This is a genomic window from Pantoea sp. GABEPS69, from assembly GCF_045780835.1.
Taxonomy (GTDB): Bacteria; Pseudomonadota; Gammaproteobacteria; order Enterobacterales; family Enterobacteriaceae; genus Pantoea; species Pantoea septica.
Genome location: NZ_CP118618.1, coordinates 2,347,455 through 2,372,647, shown reverse-complemented (window position 1 = coordinate 2,372,647; position 25,193 = coordinate 2,347,455). Strand labels below are relative to the sequence as shown.

At 42.5% G+C, this 25,193-nt stretch carries 23 protein-coding genes; all 23 read left to right on the top strand.

What is annotated here, in order from left to right:
• The 23 genes from PVE98_RS11625 (at nucleotide 1) to PVE98_RS11515 (ending at nucleotide 25,193) form a co-directional block, all read left to right on the top strand.
• Entirely contained in the window at nucleotides 1–1,791 is a 1,791-nt protein-coding gene (locus tag PVE98_RS11625; RefSeq protein ID WP_407568505.1) for a hypothetical protein, read from the top strand.
• Nucleotides 1,792–1,824: 33 nt separating this feature from the next.
• The gene (locus PVE98_RS11620) at nucleotides 1,825–2,685 is read left to right on the top strand and encodes a DNA-directed RNA polymerase (protein WP_407568504.1); all 861 of its coding nucleotides are present in this window, start codon (nucleotides 1,825–1,827) and stop codon (nucleotides 2,683–2,685) included.
• A gap of 44 nt (nucleotides 2,686–2,729) precedes the next feature.
• Nucleotides 2,730–3,011, top strand: coding sequence for a hypothetical protein (locus tag PVE98_RS11615; RefSeq protein WP_407568503.1), 282 nt, complete (start codon nucleotides 2,730–2,732; stop codon nucleotides 3,009–3,011).
• 4 nt (nucleotides 3,012–3,015) lie between these two features.
• Complete coding sequence (locus tag PVE98_RS11610) at nucleotides 3,016–3,378, top strand: hypothetical protein (protein WP_407568502.1); 363 nt, start codon at nucleotides 3,016–3,018, stop codon at nucleotides 3,376–3,378.
• A gap of 2 nt (nucleotides 3,379–3,380) precedes the next feature.
• A complete protein-coding gene (locus PVE98_RS11605) occupies nucleotides 3,381–3,755 on the top strand; it encodes a hypothetical protein (protein ID WP_335804701.1) in 375 nt (124 codons plus the stop codon).
• A gap of 11 nt (nucleotides 3,756–3,766) precedes the next feature.
• Nucleotides 3,767–5,293: a terminase large subunit domain-containing protein gene (locus tag PVE98_RS11600; RefSeq protein ID WP_407568501.1), complete on the top strand. Its 1,527-nt coding sequence runs from the start codon at nucleotides 3,767–3,769 to the stop codon at nucleotides 5,291–5,293.
• Nucleotides 5,294–5,309: 16 nt separating this feature from the next.
• Complete coding sequence (locus PVE98_RS11595) at nucleotides 5,310–7,562, top strand: hypothetical protein (protein ID WP_407568500.1); 2,253 nt, start codon at nucleotides 5,310–5,312, stop codon at nucleotides 7,560–7,562.
• 39 nt (nucleotides 7,563–7,601) lie between these two features.
• Nucleotides 7,602–8,381, top strand: a complete 780-nt coding sequence (locus PVE98_RS11590; protein WP_407568499.1) for an Ig domain-containing protein — start codon at nucleotides 7,602–7,604, stop codon at nucleotides 8,379–8,381.
• 17 nt (nucleotides 8,382–8,398) lie between these two features.
• On the top strand, nucleotides 8,399–8,662 hold the full coding sequence (locus PVE98_RS11585; RefSeq protein WP_407568498.1) for a hypothetical protein: 264 nt from the start codon (nucleotides 8,399–8,401) through the stop codon (nucleotides 8,660–8,662).
• Nucleotides 8,663–8,720: 58 nt separating this feature from the next.
• On the top strand, nucleotides 8,721–8,978 hold the full coding sequence (locus PVE98_RS11580) for a hypothetical protein (RefSeq protein WP_407568497.1): 258 nt from the start codon (nucleotides 8,721–8,723) through the stop codon (nucleotides 8,976–8,978).
• Between the two features lie 68 nt (nucleotides 8,979–9,046).
• Entirely contained in the window at nucleotides 9,047–10,045 is a 999-nt protein-coding gene (locus tag PVE98_RS11575; protein WP_407568496.1) for a hypothetical protein, read from the top strand.
• Nucleotides 10,046–10,074: 29 nt separating this feature from the next.
• A complete protein-coding gene (locus tag PVE98_RS11570) occupies nucleotides 10,075–10,980 on the top strand; it encodes a DUF5309 family protein (RefSeq protein ID WP_407568495.1) in 906 nt (301 codons plus the stop codon).
• A 102-nt stretch (nucleotides 10,981–11,082) separates the two neighbouring features.
• Entirely contained in the window at nucleotides 11,083–11,721 is a 639-nt protein-coding gene (locus tag PVE98_RS11565; protein ID WP_407568494.1) for a hypothetical protein, read from the top strand.
• Nucleotides 11,722–11,735: 14 nt separating this feature from the next.
• Nucleotides 11,736–12,638, top strand: a complete 903-nt coding sequence (locus tag PVE98_RS11560) for a hypothetical protein (RefSeq protein ID WP_407568493.1) — start codon at nucleotides 11,736–11,738, stop codon at nucleotides 12,636–12,638.
• Nucleotides 12,639–12,651: 13 nt separating this feature from the next.
• On the top strand, nucleotides 12,652–15,480 hold the full coding sequence (locus PVE98_RS11555) for a phage tail protein (RefSeq protein ID WP_407568492.1): 2,829 nt from the start codon (nucleotides 12,652–12,654) through the stop codon (nucleotides 15,478–15,480).
• Between the two features lie 74 nt (nucleotides 15,481–15,554).
• Nucleotides 15,555–16,373, top strand: coding sequence for a phage baseplate protein (locus PVE98_RS11550; protein ID WP_407568491.1), 819 nt, complete (start codon nucleotides 15,555–15,557; stop codon nucleotides 16,371–16,373).
• Nucleotides 16,374–16,440: 67 nt separating this feature from the next.
• Nucleotides 16,441–17,982, top strand: coding sequence for a hypothetical protein (locus PVE98_RS11545; RefSeq protein ID WP_407568490.1), 1,542 nt, complete (start codon nucleotides 16,441–16,443; stop codon nucleotides 17,980–17,982).
• On the top strand, nucleotides 17,982–18,242 hold the full coding sequence (locus PVE98_RS11540) for a hypothetical protein (protein ID WP_142295077.1): 261 nt from the start codon (nucleotides 17,982–17,984) through the stop codon (nucleotides 18,240–18,242). Before PVE98_RS11545 ends, PVE98_RS11540 begins: the two co-directional genes overlap by 1 nt.
• 14 nt (nucleotides 18,243–18,256) lie before the next feature.
• Nucleotides 18,257–18,769 (top strand): DUF2824 family protein, encoded by a 513-nt coding sequence (locus PVE98_RS11535; RefSeq protein ID WP_407568489.1) that lies wholly within the window; start codon nucleotides 18,257–18,259, stop codon nucleotides 18,767–18,769.
• A 17-nt stretch (nucleotides 18,770–18,786) separates the two neighbouring features.
• Nucleotides 18,787–19,941: a tail fiber domain-containing protein gene (locus tag PVE98_RS11530; RefSeq protein ID WP_407568488.1), complete on the top strand. Its 1,155-nt coding sequence runs from the start codon at nucleotides 18,787–18,789 to the stop codon at nucleotides 19,939–19,941.
• A 14-nt stretch (nucleotides 19,942–19,955) separates the two neighbouring features.
• A complete protein-coding gene (locus PVE98_RS11525) occupies nucleotides 19,956–20,708 on the top strand; it encodes a hypothetical protein (RefSeq protein ID WP_407568487.1) in 753 nt (250 codons plus the stop codon).
• Between the two features lie 7 nt (nucleotides 20,709–20,715).
• Nucleotides 20,716–21,957, top strand: a complete 1,242-nt coding sequence (locus PVE98_RS11520) for a hypothetical protein (RefSeq protein WP_407568486.1) — start codon at nucleotides 20,716–20,718, stop codon at nucleotides 21,955–21,957.
• A gap of 59 nt (nucleotides 21,958–22,016) precedes the next feature.
• Complete coding sequence (locus PVE98_RS11515; protein WP_407568485.1) at nucleotides 22,017–25,193, top strand: hypothetical protein; 3,177 nt, start codon at nucleotides 22,017–22,019, stop codon at nucleotides 25,191–25,193.

Sequence of the window (25,193 nt, the reverse complement as noted above, 5' to 3'; positions counted from 1 at the left end):
ATGGAAGAACTACAAAGGGAACTTGAAAGAAAGCTACTGATGCAAGGGTATGAGAAAGATCTACTTCAAGCTTCAGGTAGTTATGAAAGGGCAGCTAAAGGAAACGGTTCAGTACTGGACTTACCAAGAGGAAAGCAATTTTTCCTTGAAACATTTAGTACCGTACAATCCTTTCTGTATGAATCTATTGAAAGCGAATTAAAGAAGGCACGTAAATCTAAGTTCTATACAGCCCTAATTGAACAGCAGTCTTTGATGTACCAGAAGGATATGACAAACGCGGCGAAGTACTCTCTGTTTGTTCCTCGTTATGAAAACCCAATTACTTTATTGGCGTACTTCATTACAAAAGAACTAACGAAGTTAATGGTAAGAGAGAATATTGTACTGACTGTCTTTTGTAGGAAGATCGCCAACTATTATATGCAAAGCTACAACTTCTTTGGTGAAGCTTCTGATGATGCTCTAACGGGCGTAATTCAACTGGTTAGAATTTATGTTGCAACCAATTACTGTAAGTACTTCGAAACACAGAATCTACCTGATGGGATTATCATCAAGATAAAGCCAGAGTTCAGTACTCTACAGATCAGCAAAGAAGAACTACTGAATACTATTGAAGAAAGCCATGCGGCATATAAACCCATGCTTGTTCCGCCACTACCTCATAACAACCTACTCGATCATGATGGTGGGTATCTGGAAATCAAATCTCCAGTACTCAAAAATCCTGAGTGGGCTGAAGTAAGACAGTACAAGTTTACAAGTGACAACGAAGGCAAAATGTTCTTCGATACCATCAACAAAATGCAAGGTACTGAATGGGCTGTAAACACTGAATTCCTTGAATGGATGAAGCAATGCAAACATCCATCAGTAATGAAGTACTTCAATAACAACATCAAGAAGATGCAGGTTGCACTTAACAAGCAGACCAAAGAGATCAATGCTCAGATTGCAAAGCTTCAGAAGACAGCTAAAACCAGTAACTATCTCAGTACTCAAAGTGAAGATGTTGATCAGAAAACTCAGCACATCATTGATGCACTTAACGCTAATGATGAGATCGACAAACTCAGCGAAGAACTGGCTACTGCTACCAGTACGTTAGGCAAGGCAAGAGGTTGGGAACAGACGCTAAGCGATGCTCAGTACTTCAGCCAGTACGAGAAGTTTTATCACCCTGTGTTCTGTGATAACCGTGGCCGTGTCTATACCTACAATACGTCTCTGTCATTCCAGGGTAACTCACTCGCTAAAGTACTGGTTAGATCGTTCAGTACTGAAAGGCTAACCGATAGCGGCGTGTATCAGCTTCAGGTACTGCTTGGTGGCATGATTGAGGGATTCAGTAAGAAGAATACCAAAGCCCGTTATAACCGCGTACAGGAGCTACATGAGGCATTCACAAAGTGCATCGAACACAGCGATTACAGTGTGATTGATCTGCTTGATGAGGATGAAGTACTTCAGGCACTGAACATCATGTACACACTCTATATGCACAACAAAGACAGTACCTTTAAGACCGGCATACTCGCATACATTGACGCTACCAGTTCTGCAATCCAGATACAGGCTTTGGTACAGAAATGTTCCAAGGCAGCGGGGCTAACGAATCTGTTACCTAACAGTACTGATGAACTGCCTGATGCATACAAAGCCGTAGCGGATACCTGCAAAGCTATGTGTACTGAAATCGCCGCTCAAAGCGATGATGAGATAAATACAATGCTAAGAGCGTATTACCAAATACACGAACCAGAAAAGCTAAATTACTTGGGGAGCTAAGGATAGTTCCCCATTCATAACTAAGGATGGGGTATGGAAATTAATCACCTGCAATTAAAATTAATCGAATCTTGTCGTAATAAAAAACTATCAGTAGAACAGACGTTGAGTACTTTAATCGCTCAGCGTGACTTGTGCATTAAAATGACTGAACATGCCGATGAAGTTTTTGCACGTAAGACTTTCAAGAAGTCGGTAATGGTAATAACTAACTATGGCGGTACTCAAAGAACATCAAGACAAGACGTAATAAGCCAGCTTAAAAGTTTTGAGGATGGCTTTATCTATTCACTTACCCCCTCAGAAATTACCATGATGACAAACATGATCTTCTGGTCAATGGAAGAGGGCGTACCAAGTGCTATGAAATTCCTTGGGTACTTTCGTAAATTGCTGGCGTTTGTACTAAAGCATAAAGATGTAATTGAGTTCGTGAACCCGCTTAATAACTTCCCCGTAGTACTCAGAGTCTATGAAGAGGAATCGATCTCTCTAAGCTACAAGGTACACGGGAAGACGCTAACCAGCCGTATCAACAAGAAGACCAGTACTACCAACAAACGCAAGACTACCAGTAGTTCAGTACCATCCATCATACACAGTGCCGATGCTGCACTACTGCACCTCATCAAACACGGTATGTTAGAAGCAGATATGGCCTACATTCACGACTCCGTAGGCGTACATCCCAACAACATTGAATGTACTAAGACTGCTGTAACCAACTCACTACTGGCTGTAGCAAAGAGTGAGTACTTCGAAAACCTCAAAGATCAGTTACTGGATGGCATACCGCCAGAAGCAGTACCAGACGAACTGAAGCATGTACCTACAGAAGATACGTGGGATACCTGGGAAGAAGATCTAAAGACTGCATACAACGCCTATATGTAAGTAAAGCCGCCCACTTAATGGATTAGATGAAAAGGAGAACTCACATGGACGCATCAATCATTAAGCAGCGGTTTATCAATTTGAAAGTATCAACTGATATTACTGTTCCCAAAGAGAGTACTGTGAACGTGTTTTCAGTACTTTCATTATCAGATACTCAAGCTCTGGTTATTCAGAATAAATCAGGTGTCACAGTACTTATCAGCGATGATCTCACTAAAGGATCAATTGAAGTACTCGATGAAATTAAAATTACATGCACCAGTTTAGTTCTGCACAATTTAACTCACAGGGATGCAGTATTGAACATTTCAATAACAGGATAATAATATGGATAAGGAATATCTAAACGCGTTGAGTACTAAAGATGAAGTGCTCGATTATGCCAATACATTAGGCATCACAACATTAGTAAAATCACGCTCACTCAAGAACCTCAAATCAGATCTACAAATTAAATTTCATCAATCGCTTGCTGATGTAGTTGATGCTGTGAACGGTGTCAGTACTAAACCAATCGAAGGTGAAGATGTAGTATCCGTAATCAAGAACTATGAAGTCATTCAGGTAGTACCTGTCTCCGCACTGGAACAGTACTGTAAGACTATTGGAATTCCAGCCGACGCTGCACAAACTATCATCGGTAAAACCTGGCTAAATGTTCATGGGTATTCCTTCAAAGAAGGGTACTAATCATGGCAGAGGAAAATAAAAAGAAACGTACTACCTATGTACAGGATAGAAGCAAAGCACGTAAAGCACGCCTCTCACCAAAACTCAATGAAGATACGTTACAGATGCAAGCCCGTTATGAGCAGGAAGGATATAAGAATATCGCAGAAATATTATTCCTTATTGCTAATGATGCTTATGAGGATTTATTAAGTACTTTAAAGACGCATGACTTACATAGCGAAGAGTACGAGCGTTCATTTCAGCGTGCTTTAAAAGCAGCGAATAACGCCGCACCATACTTTGCCAAAGCAATACGTTCAAACGTAGAAATCAATAACACTATTGAACCTAACAATGTTGAGGACGCAATTAAGAAATTATTAGATAAAAAATAAAGGGGCGTTAAATGGATTTAACCCTATTGGATCACATTCAAGATATACCTGCATATGTCAGTACTCTCACCAATGAGGAAAAAGTTTCAGTACTGAACTATCTGCAAGCCTGTAAGGACTACAGGGAATACAACAAGCTTGAGTTCTTTGAACCTGACCAGTGGCAGGTTGACGCGATCACGTTAGGCAGTACTGAAGATTTCAGGATGGTCTGTGCAGGAAACCGCCTCGGAAAAACATACTTCGGTACTTATGAAACCATCATTCATGCTACAGGCAGATACCCTGATTGGTGGCAAGGACACCGCTATACCAAGCCAATAAACGTGCTTGTAATGGGCTGGGACTGGAGCCAGATCAACCGGCCTAAATGTACTGCTGAATGCATACTTGGTTCTTCTGATTCACGCGGCTCAGGCTGGATACCAAGACAAGACATAGTAAAGCTAATCCCCAAGACGGGGCTTCAGAACACTGTCAGTACTGTATTCGTTAAACACTATGACTCTTCAGGCATATGTGACGGTGAAAGCCGTATTACTTTTGATGTGTACTCCGCTGGTATGGGCACGCTCATGGGGATGGAGATCGACTTTGCGTTACTTGATGAACAAGTACCAGAAGACATTTTCAGCCAGGTTAAGAAGCGTACATGGACTTCACGCGGTCGAGTGCTATACGTCGCCACGCCAGAACAGGGCTTAGACTCGACGATCCGTCAATTCTGGTCAGATGAGGGAATACACCACTCAGGATTAATACACGTAACGCTATGGGATAGCAACAGATTCACCGATGAAGAAAAGGTGAAGATGAATGAGCAGATTGAACCGTGGGCCAGGCAGTTCAGTATTGAAGGTATTCCAAGTGCCGGTAGTGGTGCCGTCTTCTCTGGCATCTTAAAACAAAACCTACTGGATAATAGTTTCACCATCGGTAAGTACTGGAAACGTATGGCAGCAGCCGATTTAGGCTACTCAGATGACATGGTATTCAGCTTCATTGCTTACAATCCAGATGATGGTACTTACTACCTCTATGACGAACTTTCATATACAAAGACCGATGCAATAATTTGTGCAGCCGGTGTACGTCCAATGCAGCACGGTTATATACCAATGATCCTACCTACAGATGCAAAGTCTGAAAGGGGATTAGGAGCAACATACCAGTCTATTTTTGAAGGGGCAGGTTTAGTACTAACTAAAGAATATGCCCGTAACTGGCATATTGATCCTACAGGCAAAGACCGTACTGTAAAATCCGGCATTTTGTTCATGCGTGAGTTAATGCTAACAGGCAAGCTTAAAGTACATCCAAAATGCACGGGCTTTTTAAAGGAATTCAGCTTGTACTCATACGATGAAGACGGAAAGTTCATCGATAAGGATAACCATTTCATTGATAGCTTCAGATATAACATTACGGCTATCAATAAATTTGGTGTGTCTGAATACGATCACGAAACGCGAGGTACTAATAAAGTAATCAGTACTAACGAATGGAGTAAGTACACAAACACATACGATACTTACTAACGGAGAAATAATTAAAATGGAATTTAAATATACCGATCTAACTTCAGGTCGAACCCCTGATCTATCTTCAGATAAGTTAGAAGCTTTTGAGGAAGCACTACTTAAACAAGTACGTTCAGATGTAGATGATTGTGAAGAGTACCTTGAAGAAACGATTCGCCCAAAGATTACTGAAAACTGGGGATTCTATAACGGTACATTACCTAAGAAGCGTGAAGGTGAACCATCGTTTGTAGACAATACCTGTAATGCGACAGTAGAACACTATGTAGCTGCGTGTATGGATGCCTTTAGTAGTGGTGAATCACTTGAAGTTGTTCCTGATGGGGTAATGTCACCAGTAACTTTGAAGGTGATCAATCAAGTACTCAATGATGTACTGGACAGCGATAACGACAGACAAACCCTGTACCGTGCATTTTTCAAAGATGCGATGGTGAGTAGTGCCTCTGTCATGCGTCCAATCATCCGTGAAGAAAACAAGATCGAAAAGGAATTCTTCATAGAACAAACACAGGATGTGATTCAGTTCAGACAGGCACAACTTGAGTCTGATGATCAGTACGAATCAGTAGAGGTTATCGTTACTGACAGGAAAGAAGAACAGATCAGCAATGATATGCCAGTAGAGCCAACATCTTTACTCGGTCAGATGGATGTGACTGGTATCAGTACTGTCATGGAACAGACGCTTTATACTGGCTACTTTGTTTTAGTCTCAAAAGTTAAAACAATTAAAATTGAAGCCGTGCCTGCTGAAAACTTCATTATCAATAAAGATGCACGTGGTATTAAAGATGCTCGAATTGTTGGTCATAAAGCGATGAGTACTATCAGTACTCTATTAGAGATGGGCATTGATGAAGATAAAGTACTGGAAGTTTGGGAGAAGTGTAATGATGACGATGCTGATAGTAATATTGCATCACTATCCCGTAAATCCGGTTTAGTACTGGATAATGATGATGATTCTCTTGATAACTCACAACGTGAAGTAGAACTATATGAGTTGTATATCAAATCATCTGTAGAAGAAACTGTAGGTACTGATAAAGAAATAGCAGTATCAAAACTCTATCAGGTATTTTATTGCGAAGGCGTACTTTTAGCGTACCAGGAAACAGATGTAGTACCATATTGCGGTACATCACCTATTCCTCGTCCTCATATGTTTTGGGGTGAGGGCATGGTTGACCTAACCAAATCTATTCAGAGTGCCCGTACTGGACTATTACGCCAGCAGTTCGTGTACAACGAAATGGCAAGCCGTCCACGCTTTGAGTACAACCCTGAACAGCTTCACAATGTACGTGATATTTTTAACACAGCACCGGGAACCGGAATCGCCGTAAAAAATCCAGGCACGATCAATCCTATCCAACTATCCGCATTGATGGGAGATTCAGCCGGACTACTACAGATGCTCGATACCATGCGTGAATCCGGTACGGGTATGTCGTTTGTTGGTCAGGGCATGTTAGGTGAAGCTCTTGCGGCAGGCTCCAGTACTCAAAGTGCTGCAATGATTTTATCTGAAGGCCAACTGGTACAGAAGAGTGTAATCAACACACTACTCAACGGTGCGATCATCCCATTGGTGAAAGCACTCTATAACATGTTGCGTGAAAACTTCAGTACATGGGATCTACAGGTAGATGGTGAGAAACTTACTATCAATCCGAACGAATGGCCTGAACTACGTAATGTGCGTATCAAGACACCATTGGGTACTACAGCCAAACTTGAACAAAGCCAGAAGTACGGCAATCTCGCTCAAGTTCTTGCAACGGCTGCACCAGGTACTGAACTCGCTAAGTTAGCCAGTGCAAGTAACATCCGTGCCGCAATGGTGAAGAGTTATGAACTCATGGATATTGCCGATGCTCAGTACTACATGAACGATGATCAGACCATTCAGCAGAAAGATCAGCTTACACAGCAGCTATCACAGCTACAGCAGCAAATGCAGCAGATGACTCAACAGCTACAACAGCTTTCAGACCAGAATCAGGTACTACAAAGTACTGCTAACAACATGGCTCAAAAACAGCTTGAATTGGATGAACGTAAGGTTGTGCTTCAGGAGCAGCAAGCTCAGGCAGAGTTGCAAAACATGGCACATGAGCAGATCCGCAAGCAGGATGAAACTGATGGCAAGTTGCAGAACATGGCTGATAAGCAAGCCCTACTTGAGAAAGAAGAAGCACTCAAAGAGGAAATGGCTCAGGCTGAAATTAAATCTGGAAATAATATTTTCACATCAATTTAAAGGGGGAATGGATTTCCCCTAAAATTACAGGAGTTAATAATGTCCGAAACATTAAGAGACATTTCATTAGCACCTAATAGTACTCAGGAGCTAAATCAAACTGCACCATATATGATTCAGCCTAAAACGGCTCCAGTACTAATAAGTGCTTCAAACAATACAATGCAGGGATATGAATTACAGGTAGGGGAAACCTTAGTTGTAGATCAAGACGTAACCGTATATCTCACCAATAAGACGTACATAACCGCTTCTATTGGTATCCTCAAAACTGACAGTACTAACGTACCAGTAGTACCCGCAGAGGCCGTATACCTAAGCTCTGTGGGCTTAGCGATTATCGGTAGTACTAACCCTCAAGTACCTTTCACGACGAATCCAGAAGCCTCTACAGGCTACACAGCACAGTATTCATCTACAGATAGTACCGTTGTGCAGATCAATGCGGATAGCACATGGACAGTACTGAAAGATGGTAGCGGGGTAAGCATAGCTGTCACCTTGACTAACACCGATGGCAGTACTGTTAAGGATAGCTCAGGCGTGGTCACGTCAACGCTATCAGCTTACACAGACAGTACCAGTACTATCAAAGTAGGTGAGACGTTCCAGCTAACTTACACGATCAGTCCTGCTGAAGTTGTTACTCATCCAGAACTGGTACTTGAGTTCTTTAGCAATGATCCCGCTATTGCCACTATCAGCAGTACTGGCCTTGCTACAGGCGTCACTGATGGCAATACCCGTATTGGCGTTAAAGCTAAGTTCAGAGGTGCAGAAGCAAGTGACAGTTCGTACTTCCAGGTAGACCCACAATAATAAAATAAGGAATAACAATGAAAACTACTTACCCTGATTACACTATCCCCGCTGATGGTGAAATCTCCCTATATGCAGTATTCCCTGACTCAGTAGGGAAAGCACTGTTAGTACAAAACAAATCGACTGCAAAGATCGTTATCAGAACAACCTCAAGTACATCACACGATGGTTTTGAACTTGTTACGCCATATTCAATTACGGTATCCAGTACTGGAAATATTTTTATCAAGAATATCAGCTATACAAGTGCTGTGATTTCTGTATCTGAAGTTGAGTAAAGTAGTCCACTAAATGGAACCCGTACTGAAATACGGGGTTAATTTATGGAGTGCATGAATGAATGACAATGAAGTACTAAAGAAGTTTGAATCCTTGCGTTCAGAGTGTTTGAACAATCCAGTATTCAAAGAGATTCTTGTGCAAGTCGAAGAAGATATTATGTCAGGGATTAAAAAGTCACCTGATGATGCTGTGATTTCTCACTATGAGTATCACGCACTACAACGCATTATTGGAAAGATCAATGCACTTAAATTTAGTGCAGAAAAACAACAACACATTCTTTCCAAGCCCATAGATGTATCAGACTACTAATACGTAATAACTGAAATAACGCATCTTACAAATATAACCTTTATCACTATGCATAGTGAGGAATACTTATGTCCGAAACAACAAACGAAATTCTGAGTTTCTTAGATTCTGAATCGCCAGCAGACTCCCCAGCGGAACAATCTCATGATGTAGAAAAAGAGGAACTTGACACCGACGAATCAACTACCGAAGAAAGTACTCATGACGATGAAGACGAATATGAAGCAGAAGAAGAGTCAACCGCAGATAGCGATGATGAAGAACATGAAAGCGATGATGACAGTACTGATAGTACTGAGGCCAGCAACATTGATGATCATGACTTCACCCTTACTATCGACGGTGAGGAAGTTACCGTTACAGGTAAGGATCTCAAAAGTGGGTATATGCGACAAAAAGACTATACCAAAAAGACTCAAGAACTTTCAGAACAACGCAAAAATCTTGAATCTGAAATGAGTAAAGCAGTTCAAAGATCTGAGGCTGTCAAGTTCAATGCAAACATCGAAATGGAACGTTTAGATGGTGCATTAAAACAATTAGGTGGTTGGGATGGTTTACGCCGTCAAGCTACACCAGAACAATACGATGAATTCCACTCACGATACATCCAGGCTAAGAAAGATTCTGAATTAGCAGATGATATTCTTAGTGAAACTACAAATTCAATGCGTCAATCAAACGCAAAAACTATCGAGAACATCTTTAAAGAGATGGCAAGTACTCGTGATGGCTTCAATGCCGGTACTATTAATGAGTTAGACAAATTTCTATCAAACCGTGGGTTTACAGAGGATCAAGTACTAAGCATGACCTCGCCTGAAGCATGGGACATTGTGTATGACGCAATGCAATACCAGAAGCTACAGGAACGTACTAACAAGAACGTAAAAACTGAGAAGAAAAAAGAGATTGAGTCTAAATCACATTTAAGTGCCCCTGTTAAAAAGACAAACCAAAAAGAAAGTAAGTCTCGTCAAATCGAGAAAGGTCTTAAAGAACAGAGAAAAGCTAAAGGTACATCACAGTCTGCCATTACTCAGGATCTCTTGATGAAAATTCTATAATAATAATTAATGCAGGGAGCATAAATTAAATGGCATTTCAAAATACAAGTGCAATGACTGCACAACATAAGAATCTATCTGATGTAGTAAGTAACATTTCTCCAGAAGATACCCCATTCATGACTCTGATCGGTAAAGGTACTGTTGATAACGTACTTTTCTATTGGGCAGAAGAAGAATTAGCAAAAGTTGGTGCTAACGCAGCTAAAGAAGGTGCAGACGCTAAAGACCACGTAGACAATCTACTAATCGAGCGTAATAACTACACTCAGATCTTCACCAAAACCGTGAAACTATCCGGTTCTTCTATGGTTAACGCTATCGCTGGCAACAAACAGAAGCTTGCTAACCAGGTTGAGCTACGTGCGAAAGAACTAAAACGTGATATGGAGTTCGCATTCGTTGGTACTGGTCAGGTTAAAACTGGTGAAACCAGTACTGTAGGCCGTATGACCGCAGGTTTCCAGGCACAAGTTGATTCAGCAAATATCATTGATAAAGCTGGAGTAGCTGTAACTGAAGATGACCTGAATGAAGTACTGGTACGTATCTTCGAAGCTGGCGGTACTCCTGACTACATCATGTGTCACCCACGTATTCGTGCTGCAATCGTTGCGATCCTTTCTGCTAAAGAAGGCCGTATCCGTGACATTGCTAATGGTACTGAACTTGTGAACGACATTGTTGACTATACCTCTCCAGTTGGCACTGTGAAGTTAGTTAACAACCGTTGGGCTAAGTACGATGCAACTACTGGCGTTGGCGATATTATGGTATTCGATTCTTCTATGTGGTCTGTAGAATCTCTACGCCCATATAGCCTAAGCGAACTCGCTAAAACTGGTGATTATGAAGCACGTCAACTCGTTACCGAAGTAGGCTTAAAGAATAAATCATTCAAATCAAGTGGCCTAATTACTAACGTTAAAGTTTAATTGAATTGAGTACTTAGTACTTAATTAACCAATCCTCAAGGGTAGGGCATAATGACAAATTTTGTCTGTGCCTTACCCTTTTTTATTTTATAAGGATATAAAATGGCTCAATACCAAAACGTATCTGACCTGTACACGGATGTACAAAAATACGTTGATACTAAGGAAGCTTATTTCATTAGTAAAATTCCAGCGTGGGTGTACTTTGCAGAAACTGAATTAGATCGCCGTTTACGTCATTCTGCTGCTGAAAAGGTGGATGTATTCACTGTGAGTGCAGGCTATGACTATCTGACTGCACCTAAAAACCTACTGGAATTAAAATCAATCCGTAACCGTTCTAACAATCAGATTCTGTATCGTCAGTCCTATGAAAAGATCTATGACATACAGAACTACTCTAATCAGCCAATTGCCTTTGCCTCAGTATCCAACATGTACAAGCTGGATAAAGCTGTCAGTACTGATACCGCGTTTGAAGTGGTGTATTACATCGCACCAGAAAAGCTTGATGTAAGTAATTCCAGCAACCTGTATCTGATTGCCGTACCAGACTTTCTACTATGGGTAGCACTGGAGCAAGCATACATCTTTGACGGTCAGCCAGACCAGGCTCAGTACTGGCGTAACATGGCTGAAACTTCGTTAGCAGGACTACAGGAGCAACTACTAAGGGAATCATATCAGGGCAGTACTTTAGTGACGTGGGCTAACTCAGACAACATCACGCGGTACTATTAAAAAGGAGATATTAAATGGCAGGGATTTTTGATTCTCTCGCTACAGACGATCCGCAATGGATCAGTAGCAGTGAGGAAAACGCCAAGCGTGCAGAACTGGCAGCTACCAGTGCGACTAACTCACAGTCATCAGCCGCAGCCGATGCAGATCAGGCAAAGCACTACATGGAACTGGCAGCAGGTGCTGTAGCTGGCGTGGCTCTCTTCAATGAGCGTCATGGGGCTGTGTACCCACAGAAGGGTGACTACACGGCAGATATGGTTGGTGCCCGTTCAGTAACATGGTCGCCAGGCTGGAATGACATTACCAGTAAACCAGATGTAGCAGTAAAGACCACGGCACAGACCATCACAGGGCTGTTCTCCTTCAACGCAACCACACCTAATGAGGGTGTTGGGCTGGCATTTGGGGGTAATGGTTCTGAGTTACGTATGAACAATCTCACAACAGATTTAGAGATCATGCACGGTAACTCTAAGGCTATATTAGGACTACAGGAGGATGGCGTAATCTTCGCAAAAACCAGTACTGGCATTAAGTACCGGTACTACACAGAAGCGAACCCATTTCCAATCGCGTCCAACTACAAATTACAAAAGTTAGCTGGTGCAGACTCGATCAAAATTGACGCAAGTACGGCATCTGTTTTCCACATTACGTTAGACCGTGCCAGTACTAATCTCACCTTTGCACCATATGGCGGTGAGTCTGCATTTCGTCAGATTACATTGTTAGTACTGCAAGATGTTTTTGGTGATCGTGCCATCAACTGGCCTTCTAACGTGAAATGGTCACAGGACAGAAAACCACAACTATCATTAGATGCAAACATAATGGATGTACTGACACTCGCCAGCTATGACGGTGGTAATACATGGTTAGGCTTCTTCAATGGTGGATGGTTTAACATGAATTAATAAAGAGGATTATATGATACATAGCATATGGGATAATGATAAAGATTCCTCTGGTAACGTATTACAACTTTTGAGAGGGCACAGGTACTTTCTTGAAAGAAATACGGGTAAAACCATTGATGGTAGAAAACAGCACTATGTTTTCAATGAACAAATAGTGTTAAGTAATAACCGTCATTTTATTGCAGCAAGTATGCAAGAAGCACAACCTGGTGGAGACGCTACCACAGAAGGACAGTCATTACAGATACTTGGTCATTGCTATGCATACATGGCTACTCGGGATGAATGGCAGCTTGAAATGGCTAAGAAGACTTTTCAGGCATATATAGATCACTTCTATCAAGAGCCAATACCAGACGTTCCACGAATGTATATCTGTAACTGGATCATCAACGGTAAGGAACCATCACTTGCAAATTACCCTATCGATTGGGAATCACCAACACACTCAGGCTTCAAACGTGTAGTACTTCCCTATACAAATGGCCTAACCAAAGTACCACATGGCTCACCTTACTTTGGTGAGTACCTTGATAAAGCTACTTTTGCCTTTGTAGGTGAACTTGCATGGGATGCTATCAATGCTTCAGTACAGGCATTGAAAGCAGATGGTAGTACTGACTGGAGTAATGACGGTCAGCAGTATGACATTGACTGGATCATCAATTGGGAAGGTAAAAAAATAGATTGGGACGGCAATGTATTAAGTACCGGACACTCAGAAGATGAGAAAGGTACTATGCAGTTGAAAGATACTTCTATCACTGGCAACTACAAAACGAACTTCACAGGTAAAGTACCGGTAGAGTTTGGTGGATATTTAATGCCTACTAACTCTGCATGGCATAATAGGCCGGTAAACGTGCCAGTAACTAAAGGTAATTTCGGAAATGCAGCCGATGCTGAACAATGGTTTGCAGATGCGGCATATTTGTTATGGAAAATTACTGGCGGGGATGTGTATTACCGTGCATGGCAATGTTCTTTAGAAACCTGTAAATCATATTCTGAAATTGATTTGTATGATCGATTCTTCCGTAAAAGTACTAACGATAAATCGCCGTTTTCTGACGGTATCAGTTACTCCTATTTTTACCCGTCGAATCAAGAAGCTACTTACAGCCGTGATTCAGAAGGGTACATAGTTATCGATCAAAGTGCAGCCGCACAGAGTACTTTAGAACAACAGGCTGTATGGTTCAGGATTTCGAAGGACTCTAAAGTACGTACTCAATATGGCGGGGTAGACAGTGCCAGTAATCCGTTACGTGCCCGTATCAGGTTGATACTCTCACAGCAGAAGACAGATAAAGATCCATCAGCACGTGAGTACCAGTACGATTTACCACAGAGTACCAGTACTGCTGTACAGACGTATGATGTACCTCTTAGCTCTCTGACACCTGTAACTGACCTTAACGGCAAAGAGTTCTTCATGGCTGATCTGAGAAGCGTCTATACGTATGGTGAGCCAGACGTAAGTACTTCGATGATGACTGACTACAACATCCTTGGATCACGTCAGGGTTCAGTGAACCACACGGTATTCACATCAGACAGTGCAGGTATGGGTATCGGTTTCTGGTTACTGGATGCAGGTACATCAGTACTGAACAGCATTACGTACAAAGCTACCAGACAGGTAGAGATCGGGATTGAAGATGATAATGGATGGCGTTGGCAGTGGACATTACAGCCTACCAGTACTTACGTTACTCAAAACCTGTTCTCAAGCCAGTTAGTACTAAGAGACTATCAGCCTAACCATGCAGATACTGAGGTAAGGCCATCCACACCGGTATACTCAGTACTGAAAGAGTTCTCTATTACGCCTGTAGAGAATGCTGAAACTCACTTCTACTGGTATTGCCTGAATGATGTACCGCCAACATTCTCACTGGATGATGGCTACACCATGAAGTACAGCGTGACGATTTCTGGTGATGCTGCACATACTGCCAAATTAGGTGATTGTACAATCATCAATTACAAATCAAATAATTTAGCATTCACGCCTGGTGTTATACCGTTCAGTAATATTTCTGTTCCAGACAATATTCAGTTCGATGGATGGAGAGGCAGCCCATATCCGGGATACCAGCATGGATTTATATACACCCATGATCGAGTACCCAATGAATGGACTACACACCTTAATAACATGGTCGATTTTTTATGGTCATCTCAACAAAGTTATTACAACAACTTTGGGGAGTTGGGGCCAGGTATGAGTGCGTACATCTGGAACCGTTGGGACAACTTGAAGTATGGTCAGCCTGATACATGGACATTCCTACATTGGAAAACAGATCATGCGTGGGCCGGTTATCAAAGTCGAGCGTATTGCAGTGCTGCACGTGCTTGGTACGAGCTGGTGATCCAGAACAAACCAGTACCAGTGAAGTTGCAGCAATACGTAGAGAATTGGGCTACATGGTTAGCACAGAAATTCAAGGAACATGGCTGTACACCTACTGACTGGAACACGGATGGTAGCAGCGTATTCGACACCACAGACTTCACAGGGCATATGTCAGGTTTATGGTTAGCCGGTTCATGCTTTGCAGTACTGGCTGGTTCAACACTGTCTGTACTGCCTGAGTTCATTGAAGACGTGGTAGGGGAACTGGAGCGTAACTTCATCAATACGGGAATACCAGGGCATATCATGAATGGCTCATGGAGTCCTGCTGTACGTTTGGATACCGGCAATGGTGTAGAAAACAATGGGATGTTCTTTGGCTTCTGGAGTGGTGAAATCCTCAGAGGTTTGGGTATGTACTTACTCTATAAGCAGATGAAGCCAAAGCAGGATATGTACAAAACAATAAGAAAATAACAAAAAGTACTGGCATTAACTTGCCAGTACTTTCATGAGATGGATCTCAAAATAATAACAAGGAGCATTAAAAGATGCCTTTAGATAATAGTAACTATATCTCGGAGATGAACACTAACAACCCTGTAGGTTCCGTAGATACTGTTTCAATGGTCGATGATTTCTTGCGTGAAATTAAGAAGACCATGAAGCAATCATTTCCCAACATCAATAAACAAACAACCATTACTTCAGATGAACTCAATAATCTTAAAACATATTTGAAACGTAATGGTACTGCATGGGATATGCAGAATAGCCCGCTCATTAATGTACAGGCATCGGAAAACAGTACTGCTGTACAGCCGCGTTCTTACAACGATGGCCGGTACTTACTCAAAGTTAATAACCTCGGTGATATAGGTAACAGGAACGTAGCACTACAGAACCTAATGTCTGGGCTTGATGCTGGGGCTGGCGGTTGGGCACAGATGCGTACCAACGTCACAAACATGATGTATCCGGTAGGTTCGATTTACATGAACTACTCGCGTGGTAACAATCCTCGTGATTTCTTTGGGGAAGGTACATGGGCTGCATACTCACAAGGTCGAGTACTGATCGGTGTAGGGCAAACCTCAGACTCACGCGGTGAAGTTCGTAACTATGGAGCCGGTGCAGCAGGTGGTGAGTACCAGCACGTACTGACTGAAGCAGAGATGCCAAGTCACCAACATGCTACGGGCGGTATTGCTGCTTATGGTGGCAATACTGGCGGTGGTTCTAACCACGTAGGGCAAGGTAGCAACGAGATCAACTACAACACAAGGTATACAGACTGGCGTGGTGGTAATGCCGCACACAATATTATGCAACCGTTCGTTGCTGTGTTTATTTGGGTGCGTACTGGTTAATTAAAATCGCCCACTTATGGAGAAGAACGGGGATACAACATCCCCGTTTCTATTAGGAGAATAATAAATGACACAAGTAGTCATAAAAGGACTATCACAATATGGGGTGATAACGGATGTACCCCCATTTGAAACTCCTGCAAATGCCTGGACTGAAGTACGTAATTGTTCTTTTGAAAATGGCGGGTTAAGTAAGTCAGGCACACGTGAATCAGTAATGATTCCTTCAACTGATCAAGTTAATAAAATATATCCAAAGAATGGCAACATCTTTTACAGTACTCATGACAAGATTATTCGTGCTACTGGTGTGGCTAATATCGATGTTTCGCGTAATACAGGCGAATACCTTACTTCAGATGAATGGTTCTGTACTGAATTATCAAACGTAATTATTTTTACCAATGAATCTAACGTACCTCAGATGTTTAAGCCTACATCTAACCGATTTGAAGATCTAACAGCATGGGGTACTGAAAATGGGAGTACTGTTAACTGGCGTACCAGTAAGCTACGTGCTTTCAAGAACTTCTTAATCGCAATTGGCATGTTAGAAGATGGTGTTGACTATACACAGCGTATCCGGTGGTCAGACATAGCACTACCAAACGAAGCACCGCCATCATGGGACGCTACCAGTACTACAGGCTCAGCAGGGTTCAATGACCTCTCAGAAGCACGCGGTAAGCTTATTGACGGTCTACCAATGGGTGAGTACTTCATTCTGTACACCTCTCAAGAAGTCTTCCTGGTAACTTACGTGGGCGGTAATGACATTTTCACGTTCCGTAAGATCTTCGATAACCTTTCAATACTGGCTCCAGAATGTGTTGCTCAGGTGAAAGGCGGTCACTTCTTAGTTACAACGTCCGATATAGTGATCCACAACGGCAGTACATGGGAGTCCATCATTGAGAACAAGATTAAACGCGATCTGTTCGAAACCATGTCAGCAGGGGAAACGGCGAACGTTAAAGTACAGGCATATCCTGCGAAGCAAGAGGTATGGGTACTGTATCCATCATCAAAAGGGGCAGCACTGGATAGAGCGGCTATCTACTCGCTGAACAGCAATACATGGACATATCGTGAACTACCAAACGTAACTACTATCAGTTACGGCATCCTTCCTACTGACAATGATCGCTTAATCGATTTGCAGAACATGCTAATGGACGATGATCCAACTACGTTCAACGGTGTCGGCCAGGACTTCGTAAGAGGCTCATTGTTTGTGAATACTAAAGAACTGGATTGGTGGGCGGTAGACGAAGGTTCAAGCGGTTCTGTTAACTTGCCTTCCATCGCTATCAAACAGAACATCGATTTTGACGATTACGGCTTAGAAGCAACGAGCCACAAAATGGTGAAGGGTATTTATCCGCAGATCTCCGGTACTGGCACTGTCTTCATTTCAGTTGGCGTTGCAGAGAACCCATATGATGCTCCAGCCTGGAGTGAGTCAGTAGAGTTTGAGGTAGGCGTAGATAGAAAGGCAGATTTCAGGGTATCAGGAAGGTACATCTCTATCCGCTTTGAAGCATTCAGCAAAGAGTACTGGACGTTAACCAGCTATGGAATAGATGTAACGCCAAGAGGGAAAAGGTAATGGCAAATAAAAAAAGCGTATATGTACCAGCACCTACTATTGGTTCTCTGTTCGACGTTGAAAGAGAACTACGCCGTATTCAGGAAGGTTTCACAAGCGTAGGCGAACACATAGCTACAGAAAAAACATTTGATGCACCAACTAAAGATGTTGAATTACAGATTCGATATGCAGACGGGGTTACATGGAATCCCCGTGGTTTAGGTGCAGGACTCTATATATTCGTAGATGGGGTTTGGAGGAAATTTACACTAACATAAAACAAGGAACGTTTATGGGGAAAAATCATAATAACAAGCCAACATCCTCAGTGGATATGAAAGGGCTAATTGAAGTACTTAATGTTGATAGTTTCAGGGATGTTTCTCAGCTTTTTTACCAGACGGGAATTTTCGACAACTTAGTACATGATGATTGTACTGAAGAAGATATAATGACTCACCTTAATGAACATGAAGGTTTATTTCAGATTAGCATTGGTGGTGAATTTGGTGGTGTTTTTACAGTTGATGATTTAGGTACTATTTGTGGCATTAAGACCTGTGAAGTACATGCATACATAATCCCTTACATGCGTCGTTACAGTACTCAATTTCTAAAAGCCTTTGCTACGTTTATCTTTGAGATCTCTTCATTTGATACAATCGTCACCTCAGTACCTGATCATACAAACTATGTTGTGAAAGTACTTAAGCGAATAGGTTTTCAAGAAATAAACTGGAGTCTTACACACTATAAAAAAGACGGTAAAGATATAGGGATGACTTATCTGTACCTTAAAAAATAATTCAAGGAGGAATAAAGATGGGATCTCTATTCAAATCTGGTTCTCAAACTACTACACAAAAATCATCATCTGAACCTTGGAAACCAGCACAAAGTAACCTCAAAGATATTTTAGGTGATGTTAGTGATTGGTATAACCAGGCTCAAAAAACAGGATACATTTCACCTACTGGTGATCTGTCTTCAATTTATAACCAGTACTTACAAGGTTTAAACGGTGTAAGTTCTGATGCAACAAATACTACTAACAGTCTGCTTGGTCAGGGTAACAGTGCTGCACAGTCTGCATTATCTGGCTATCAGAATGCCGCAAATGGTGGACTTGGTTACAGCACTGGCGATATAGCAAATGCTGCATCGAGTCTTTATAACAATGACTTAGTAAACAAACAGATCGACGCTGCTAACCGTCAGATTGATAACACACTTAATGAACAAACCTTTACTGGCATTGATCGTAATGCGGTTGCTGGCGGTAACGCGGGATCTTCTCGTGCTGGGGTAGCTCAGGCTATTGCCGCACGTGATGCTGCACAGATGAAAACTGACAACGCTAATACCATTACTGGCAACGCATACAACAACGCTATCAATACAGCAGCTAATACCTTAAGCAACAACTCAAACATGCAGTTAGCGGGGCTTGCAGGTACTGCCAGTACTGGTAATCAGTTGTACTCTCAGGGTGGTAACTATGCCTCTTCAGTACTGAATGGTCTGTCTCCACAGTTACAGAGTTCTCAGCTATCAGCACTCATTCAACAGCAACAACAGACTGATGCTACTGGTAATCGTGACTACCTGGCTAACCTCATTTCTCAATATTACTTACCTGTATCTGGCTCTATTGCTGGCTTAGGCGGTACTACCTCTGGTTCCAGTACTCAACCTGGAGGTTCTTCACTGTTCAACTCATTACTATCTGGCGGTGCGGCTGCTTCACAAATCTATCAAGGTTTCTCTGATAAACGCCTGAAGAAGAACATCAGGAAAGTAGGTACTGAAGCCGGTCACAACGTCTATGAATGGGAATGGACTAAACGCGGTAAAGAACTTGCAGGTAATCAACCAGCACGAGGGGTGATTGCACAGGAAGTACTTAAGAAGAAACCTGAAGCGGTAAGTACTGATCCAAGTACTGGTTTCCTAATCGTCGATTACAGCAAACTCTAAGAAGGATAATACTCATGGGAAACTTCTTAGGGGAAATTGGTAAACGGGTAGGGGATCTTGTATCTCATCCAGTAAAAATCAGTAAGGACTTAGTTACCGATCCGTCAAAGGGTTGGGATGAACTTACTGATTTGTATACTCATAACGAGCATAAAGATCAGGATCTATTTCAAAAAGGTTTTGGGATAAAAGGTTGGGTAGGTGATCACCCACAAGAAACAGCAGCGGCGGTAGTGGCCTCTATCTTTGGAGGATGGGCAGCCGGTGGTACTGGTGCTGCTTCTGCTGGAGCCGGTACAGGTAGTGCTGCTGGCATGACGGGTATCGGTGCAGGTTCAGTATCTGCAACTCCGTTTTCTGCTGCTGGCAGTTCATTGGCTTATGCACCATCTTCCAGCTCAGTACTGGCAGGTACAGGTTCACAGGGTATTGCAAGCGGTGCAGGTACTTCAGCACTTAGTTATGCACCTACCCAAAGTACTGTACTTGGTGGGACAGGATCAGGTATTGCACCAGATTTTAGTGCTGGTTTAAGTTCATCTGGTAGTTCTGGTATTAATCCGCAGCTTATCCAGCAAGGTATAAGCAGACTTCAGCAAAGCCAAAACCAGAATCAACAACAGCAAGCACCACAAATAACATTACATACAAAGAGTGGCAGTTTTAATTATCAGCCACCTTCAAGTACTGCTTATTCTCAGGCACAACAATTACTAAACCAAGCCTTGGGAACAAATCAGTTCAGTACTAACCCATTTCGGAGATAATAAAAATATGGCTTCATTATTTGATAATTGGCTACGTCAAAATCCTGAAAGTACTCCAGAGGATCAACAACAAGCACTAAGCGTATTTAATAATATTGGTAACTCAGTTAATAATGATTACGATTTAAATGCACAAAGTGTTTTACCTCAAAGTACTTCTTCAGATGAACAGCCTCAGAGTACTAATAGTTCTGGCGGTTTTCTGGATAATCTTGCAAACCTATTCAGCAATCCAGCGTTCTTACAATCTGCATCAGCATTTGGTAGTTCACTTGCCGGTGATCAGGGTGGTTTTGAACGTGGTATGAATGCCTATGCTCAGACAATGGATGAACGTAGACAGGAAATTAGCAGAACTCAGCAGCAGAAGCTGGCGAGACAACAGCAGCTTGAAGACAGACAAGCAGAACAGGCATGGAATGATAAGGCTGCATACCGTGATTCTCTGTATCGCCAGTACACACCAGATAGCGTACAGCAGTATCAAAGTACTGGTGATGCTTCTGTACTTAAACAACAAGAGTTAACCCCGTGGCAGCAGGCACAAGTACAGTTGGGTACTCAGCGTATTGATAACCAACGTTCGATAGCTGAGCAACGAGTCACAGAACAAACCGCTGCACGTCTCCAACGTCTGGCACAAGGGAATGTTACGGCTGACAGTACTGAATACGCACCTAAGAAAGACAGTACCGGTGTATGGCAAGTACCAAACTTCAACAGCAAAGGTCAGTTCACAGGTTACAAGCCAGCAGGCCCAGAAATGCAGAAACAACTGGATGCCAAAGAAGTAAGTGGTTTACCAAGTGCATCAGAAACACAGATGAGCGGTGACATTAAAGAACTTCAGGATGCTATCAAAGCAGGTAATGTTGATACCTTTACCGGTCAGGTAGCAGGGCGTTCAGATACCGTTGCAGACTGGAACAGTTCATTACGTGGTTCTGATGCAGAACGTGAGGCATATAAAGCAGCTCAACGTATAGACGGTAATATGTTAACTGGCGGTGTTGCTAATGCGAAAGCAATGGGAGCCTCTGGTATCAATACCAAAGCAGAAGCAGATATGTATTTCAAGGCAATGCCTCGTCTCGATAAAACTTCTCCTCAAGCACTTCAGAACTCACTGGAAAAGATTCAGGCATATACAACACAGTTCAATGCAACTAAGCGTGGTCAACCTGTGAGTACTGCACCTGCTAATTCCAGTTCTTCAAGTACTAACTTCGGTTCCAAGTACGGCTATTAATCATCCTGAAAAGGCGGTTAATAGCCGCCTAAAAATAATTTTAATAATAAGGTGAATATATGGCTAAATCATGGTCAGAAATTAAAAACAGTCAGGATTTTCTAAATGAGACACCTGAAACACAACGTGCAATTGCTGAAGATTATTTTAATAAAGTAATTCGCCCACAGGTTGAACAGAATGGTGATGATGTAAGTACTGTCTACAATGATTTTACTTCCAATGCATTACCCGTTTCTGATACTGCCAGTACTATCGATGCTCAGTTAGTTAATGCTCAAAACGCATTACATCAGGCCGCAGCGGATGGATCATTAGGTTCACCAAGCGGTGCTGATAACCGTTCTCTACTCCAAAAATTCACAGACCGAAACGGTGCTATTTGGGATGGGGCTACATCATTTGATTACGCTGGTCAGTACAAAGATCTCAAAAGTAAGAATCGTAATCCTGATGAAGAAGAATTGTTCCAGGCTCGTAAGAAGCAGATTGAAGAGTACTTACCGCAGGCTCAGGCACTGAAGGCTAAGAAACCTGAACAGTACCCAATGGATGAAGTTGATCTGGCTGGTAGTCTGGCAATGGGTAAGGATGCAAAAGATCTCGCAGAGTACTCAACTCTTGCAGCAACACTACCGGTTACAGGTGGTACATCGCTACTGGCACGTTTGGGTATTGGGGCTGCATTAACCGCTGGAAGTACATTAGCTGGTCAGGCAACTGACGCATCGGTAAGTGATAAAACTGCTGGTGATGCATTCAGCGGTAGTGAACTGGCTACGAGTGCTGGTCTTGGTGCAGCCGGTGGAGCAGTTGCACCTTATCTTGTAAAAGGCGTAACTGCATTAGGTTCCGGTATTGGTAACAAACTTGCTGATTTAGGGTTAGATATACCTGCACTTGGTATCACTAAAGACGCAGCTATGTTACGCAGATACGGCGATAAAACGAATCCAGATACAGTACAGAATATTACTCAAAGCAACATCACCGATCCTACTGCACGTGCGGAAGCACAGAAGACGTTTAATGCTGCAACTACTGATGTTGCTGGTAACTCACTTCTCGTGCCTTCTCAGGTGTTCAATGATACAGGCAGTCGTTACATCAATGCTGAACGTAGGGCACTCAACAAGGATGATTCAATCTGGTCACAACGTAATGCAGCTACTGATACTGGCGATGCAATCAAGGATGCAATCAAGGACGTTAACGTAAGTCCGACCACGCTTCAAAATGCAGGGGTTGCTTTAGGTAATGATTTTCATAAAGAAGCTTCCCAACTCTATACTGCGAGAGCGAACGAAGCACAGGATTTACTGGATCAAGCTAAAATCGGCCAACTTAAGATGCCTTATACTAAGAAGGTAGCTCAGTACCATCTTGATGAAAACGAACGTATGGGTGATGTGAATCTAAGTCCAGAAGTACGTATAACTCTGGAGAACTTCAATAAAGCAGATCTTCGTACTATTCAGGATTTAGATAAATGGAAACGTACTCTCAATAATAAATCTGACATTGCATTTCGTCAGGGTGATTACACAAGCAGAGATGCCATCCGAGAAGTACTATCAGGATTGAAACAGGAAGCTGATGCAACGATTAGTAGTATTAGTCCTGCTGCTGGTAGCTTATATCGTGAAGCCGATGAGTTTTATGGCGATGGCGTGAATGCTATTGGTAAAAAATCAGTACTAAGTAAGATTGCCAATGATCCAAATGAACAAGCCGCAGAAAATAAACTCTTCAATCCAACTTCAGGTGAATTTAATACTAATAACGTAAAAGATTCTGTACTTGGTCGTATAGCAACTAATAACACTCCAGATGTTAGTAAAAACGCAGTTAAGTTAGGGCAGGGGTTGAGTACTGCTGTACGTAATCGTGCAGTAGAAAAAGCTGAAACTTCTGGTCAAATGAACTTTGGTACTCTTGCCAAAGTACTACGTAACTCCGATGTACAAAGTAGTGCCTCAGATGAACTCATTGCCGCTGGCAGTAAATTACCAAATGCACCTGTTCAGCAATCTATCAATAGTGCCCTGTCAGACGCTGCTGATATTACTAAGCTACGTGCAAAACCTAAAGATCCTGGCAACACTTTTTGGTACGGCAACTTAGGCGGCGGTATCGGTTGGGCGTCAGGCGTACTCGGTGGAGTCCTACATGGCCCTGTCGGATATGTTGCTGGTCATCTTGCAGGAGCAGGAGCCAGAAAAGCGATCACTGAAGGCGTGGTAGACGGCTTACGCGGTACTAACCGCAAGGCGAGCCAGTACATTGACTGGTTAACTAAGTCAGATAACGCGGCAAAAGTACAAGAATCGTTAGCACTCAAAAGCTATCTGAAAAGTAGTAAGGGCAAGAACATGACTGATGTACTTGCAGAGAAAGAGATGCAGCGGCTACAGGCACAACGAGTATCTCAAACTACAGCACCAGGTAGTAATGCAAGCCAGGCTGATATTGATACATACAACCAGGCGGTACAGTACTGGAATTCTCTCTCTCAGAAGGATATGGAAGCTCTTGCACGTAAGAACGTACCAATGATCCAAAAGGTGATTGATAGCAGTATGGAAGCGGCAGAGGCATTAGGACGTGGTGCAAGTACTGCACGTTCTGAAGATAAGCCAGTAACCAGACCTCAACCTATCACTGCTGACACTCAGCCACAGCCTGTAGAACCCACTGTTGAGGCACAACCAACAAGTACTGACACTGATACTCAACCTGAGATCAGTCTACGTAACGAGGCGTTGTATAACGGTATTGTTCATGCTGAAACTGGCGGGCTTAAAGATCCGTGGATACGTACAGGTCAACCGGATAGTACTGTACGCGGTACAAGTACTGCATATGGCCCTGCACAGATTACCGGTAGTTTGATGGAAGATATGGTTTCACGTTACTCGCAGTACTTCACCAGTGAAGAACTTGAGTATGCAAACAACTTTATCGATCAAGCTAAAGTAATGGCTGCACGTCCTGATGATCCTACTTTTGGGTACGGTAAGAAAGGCGTTATGGGTAGTACGCCACAATTCAGAAAAACATATAACTCAATTGCCAAAAAGATCATTGAAATCTTAGATTCAGAAAATGGCGGCGATTATAACAAACTTGTTCAAAGATGGAGGGGGTTAAACGATCCGGCATATAGTTCAAAACTAAGTGATGGGGTTAATGCCTACCTTGATTCAGTGGATAACAACAATAAACTACAGGGGTAA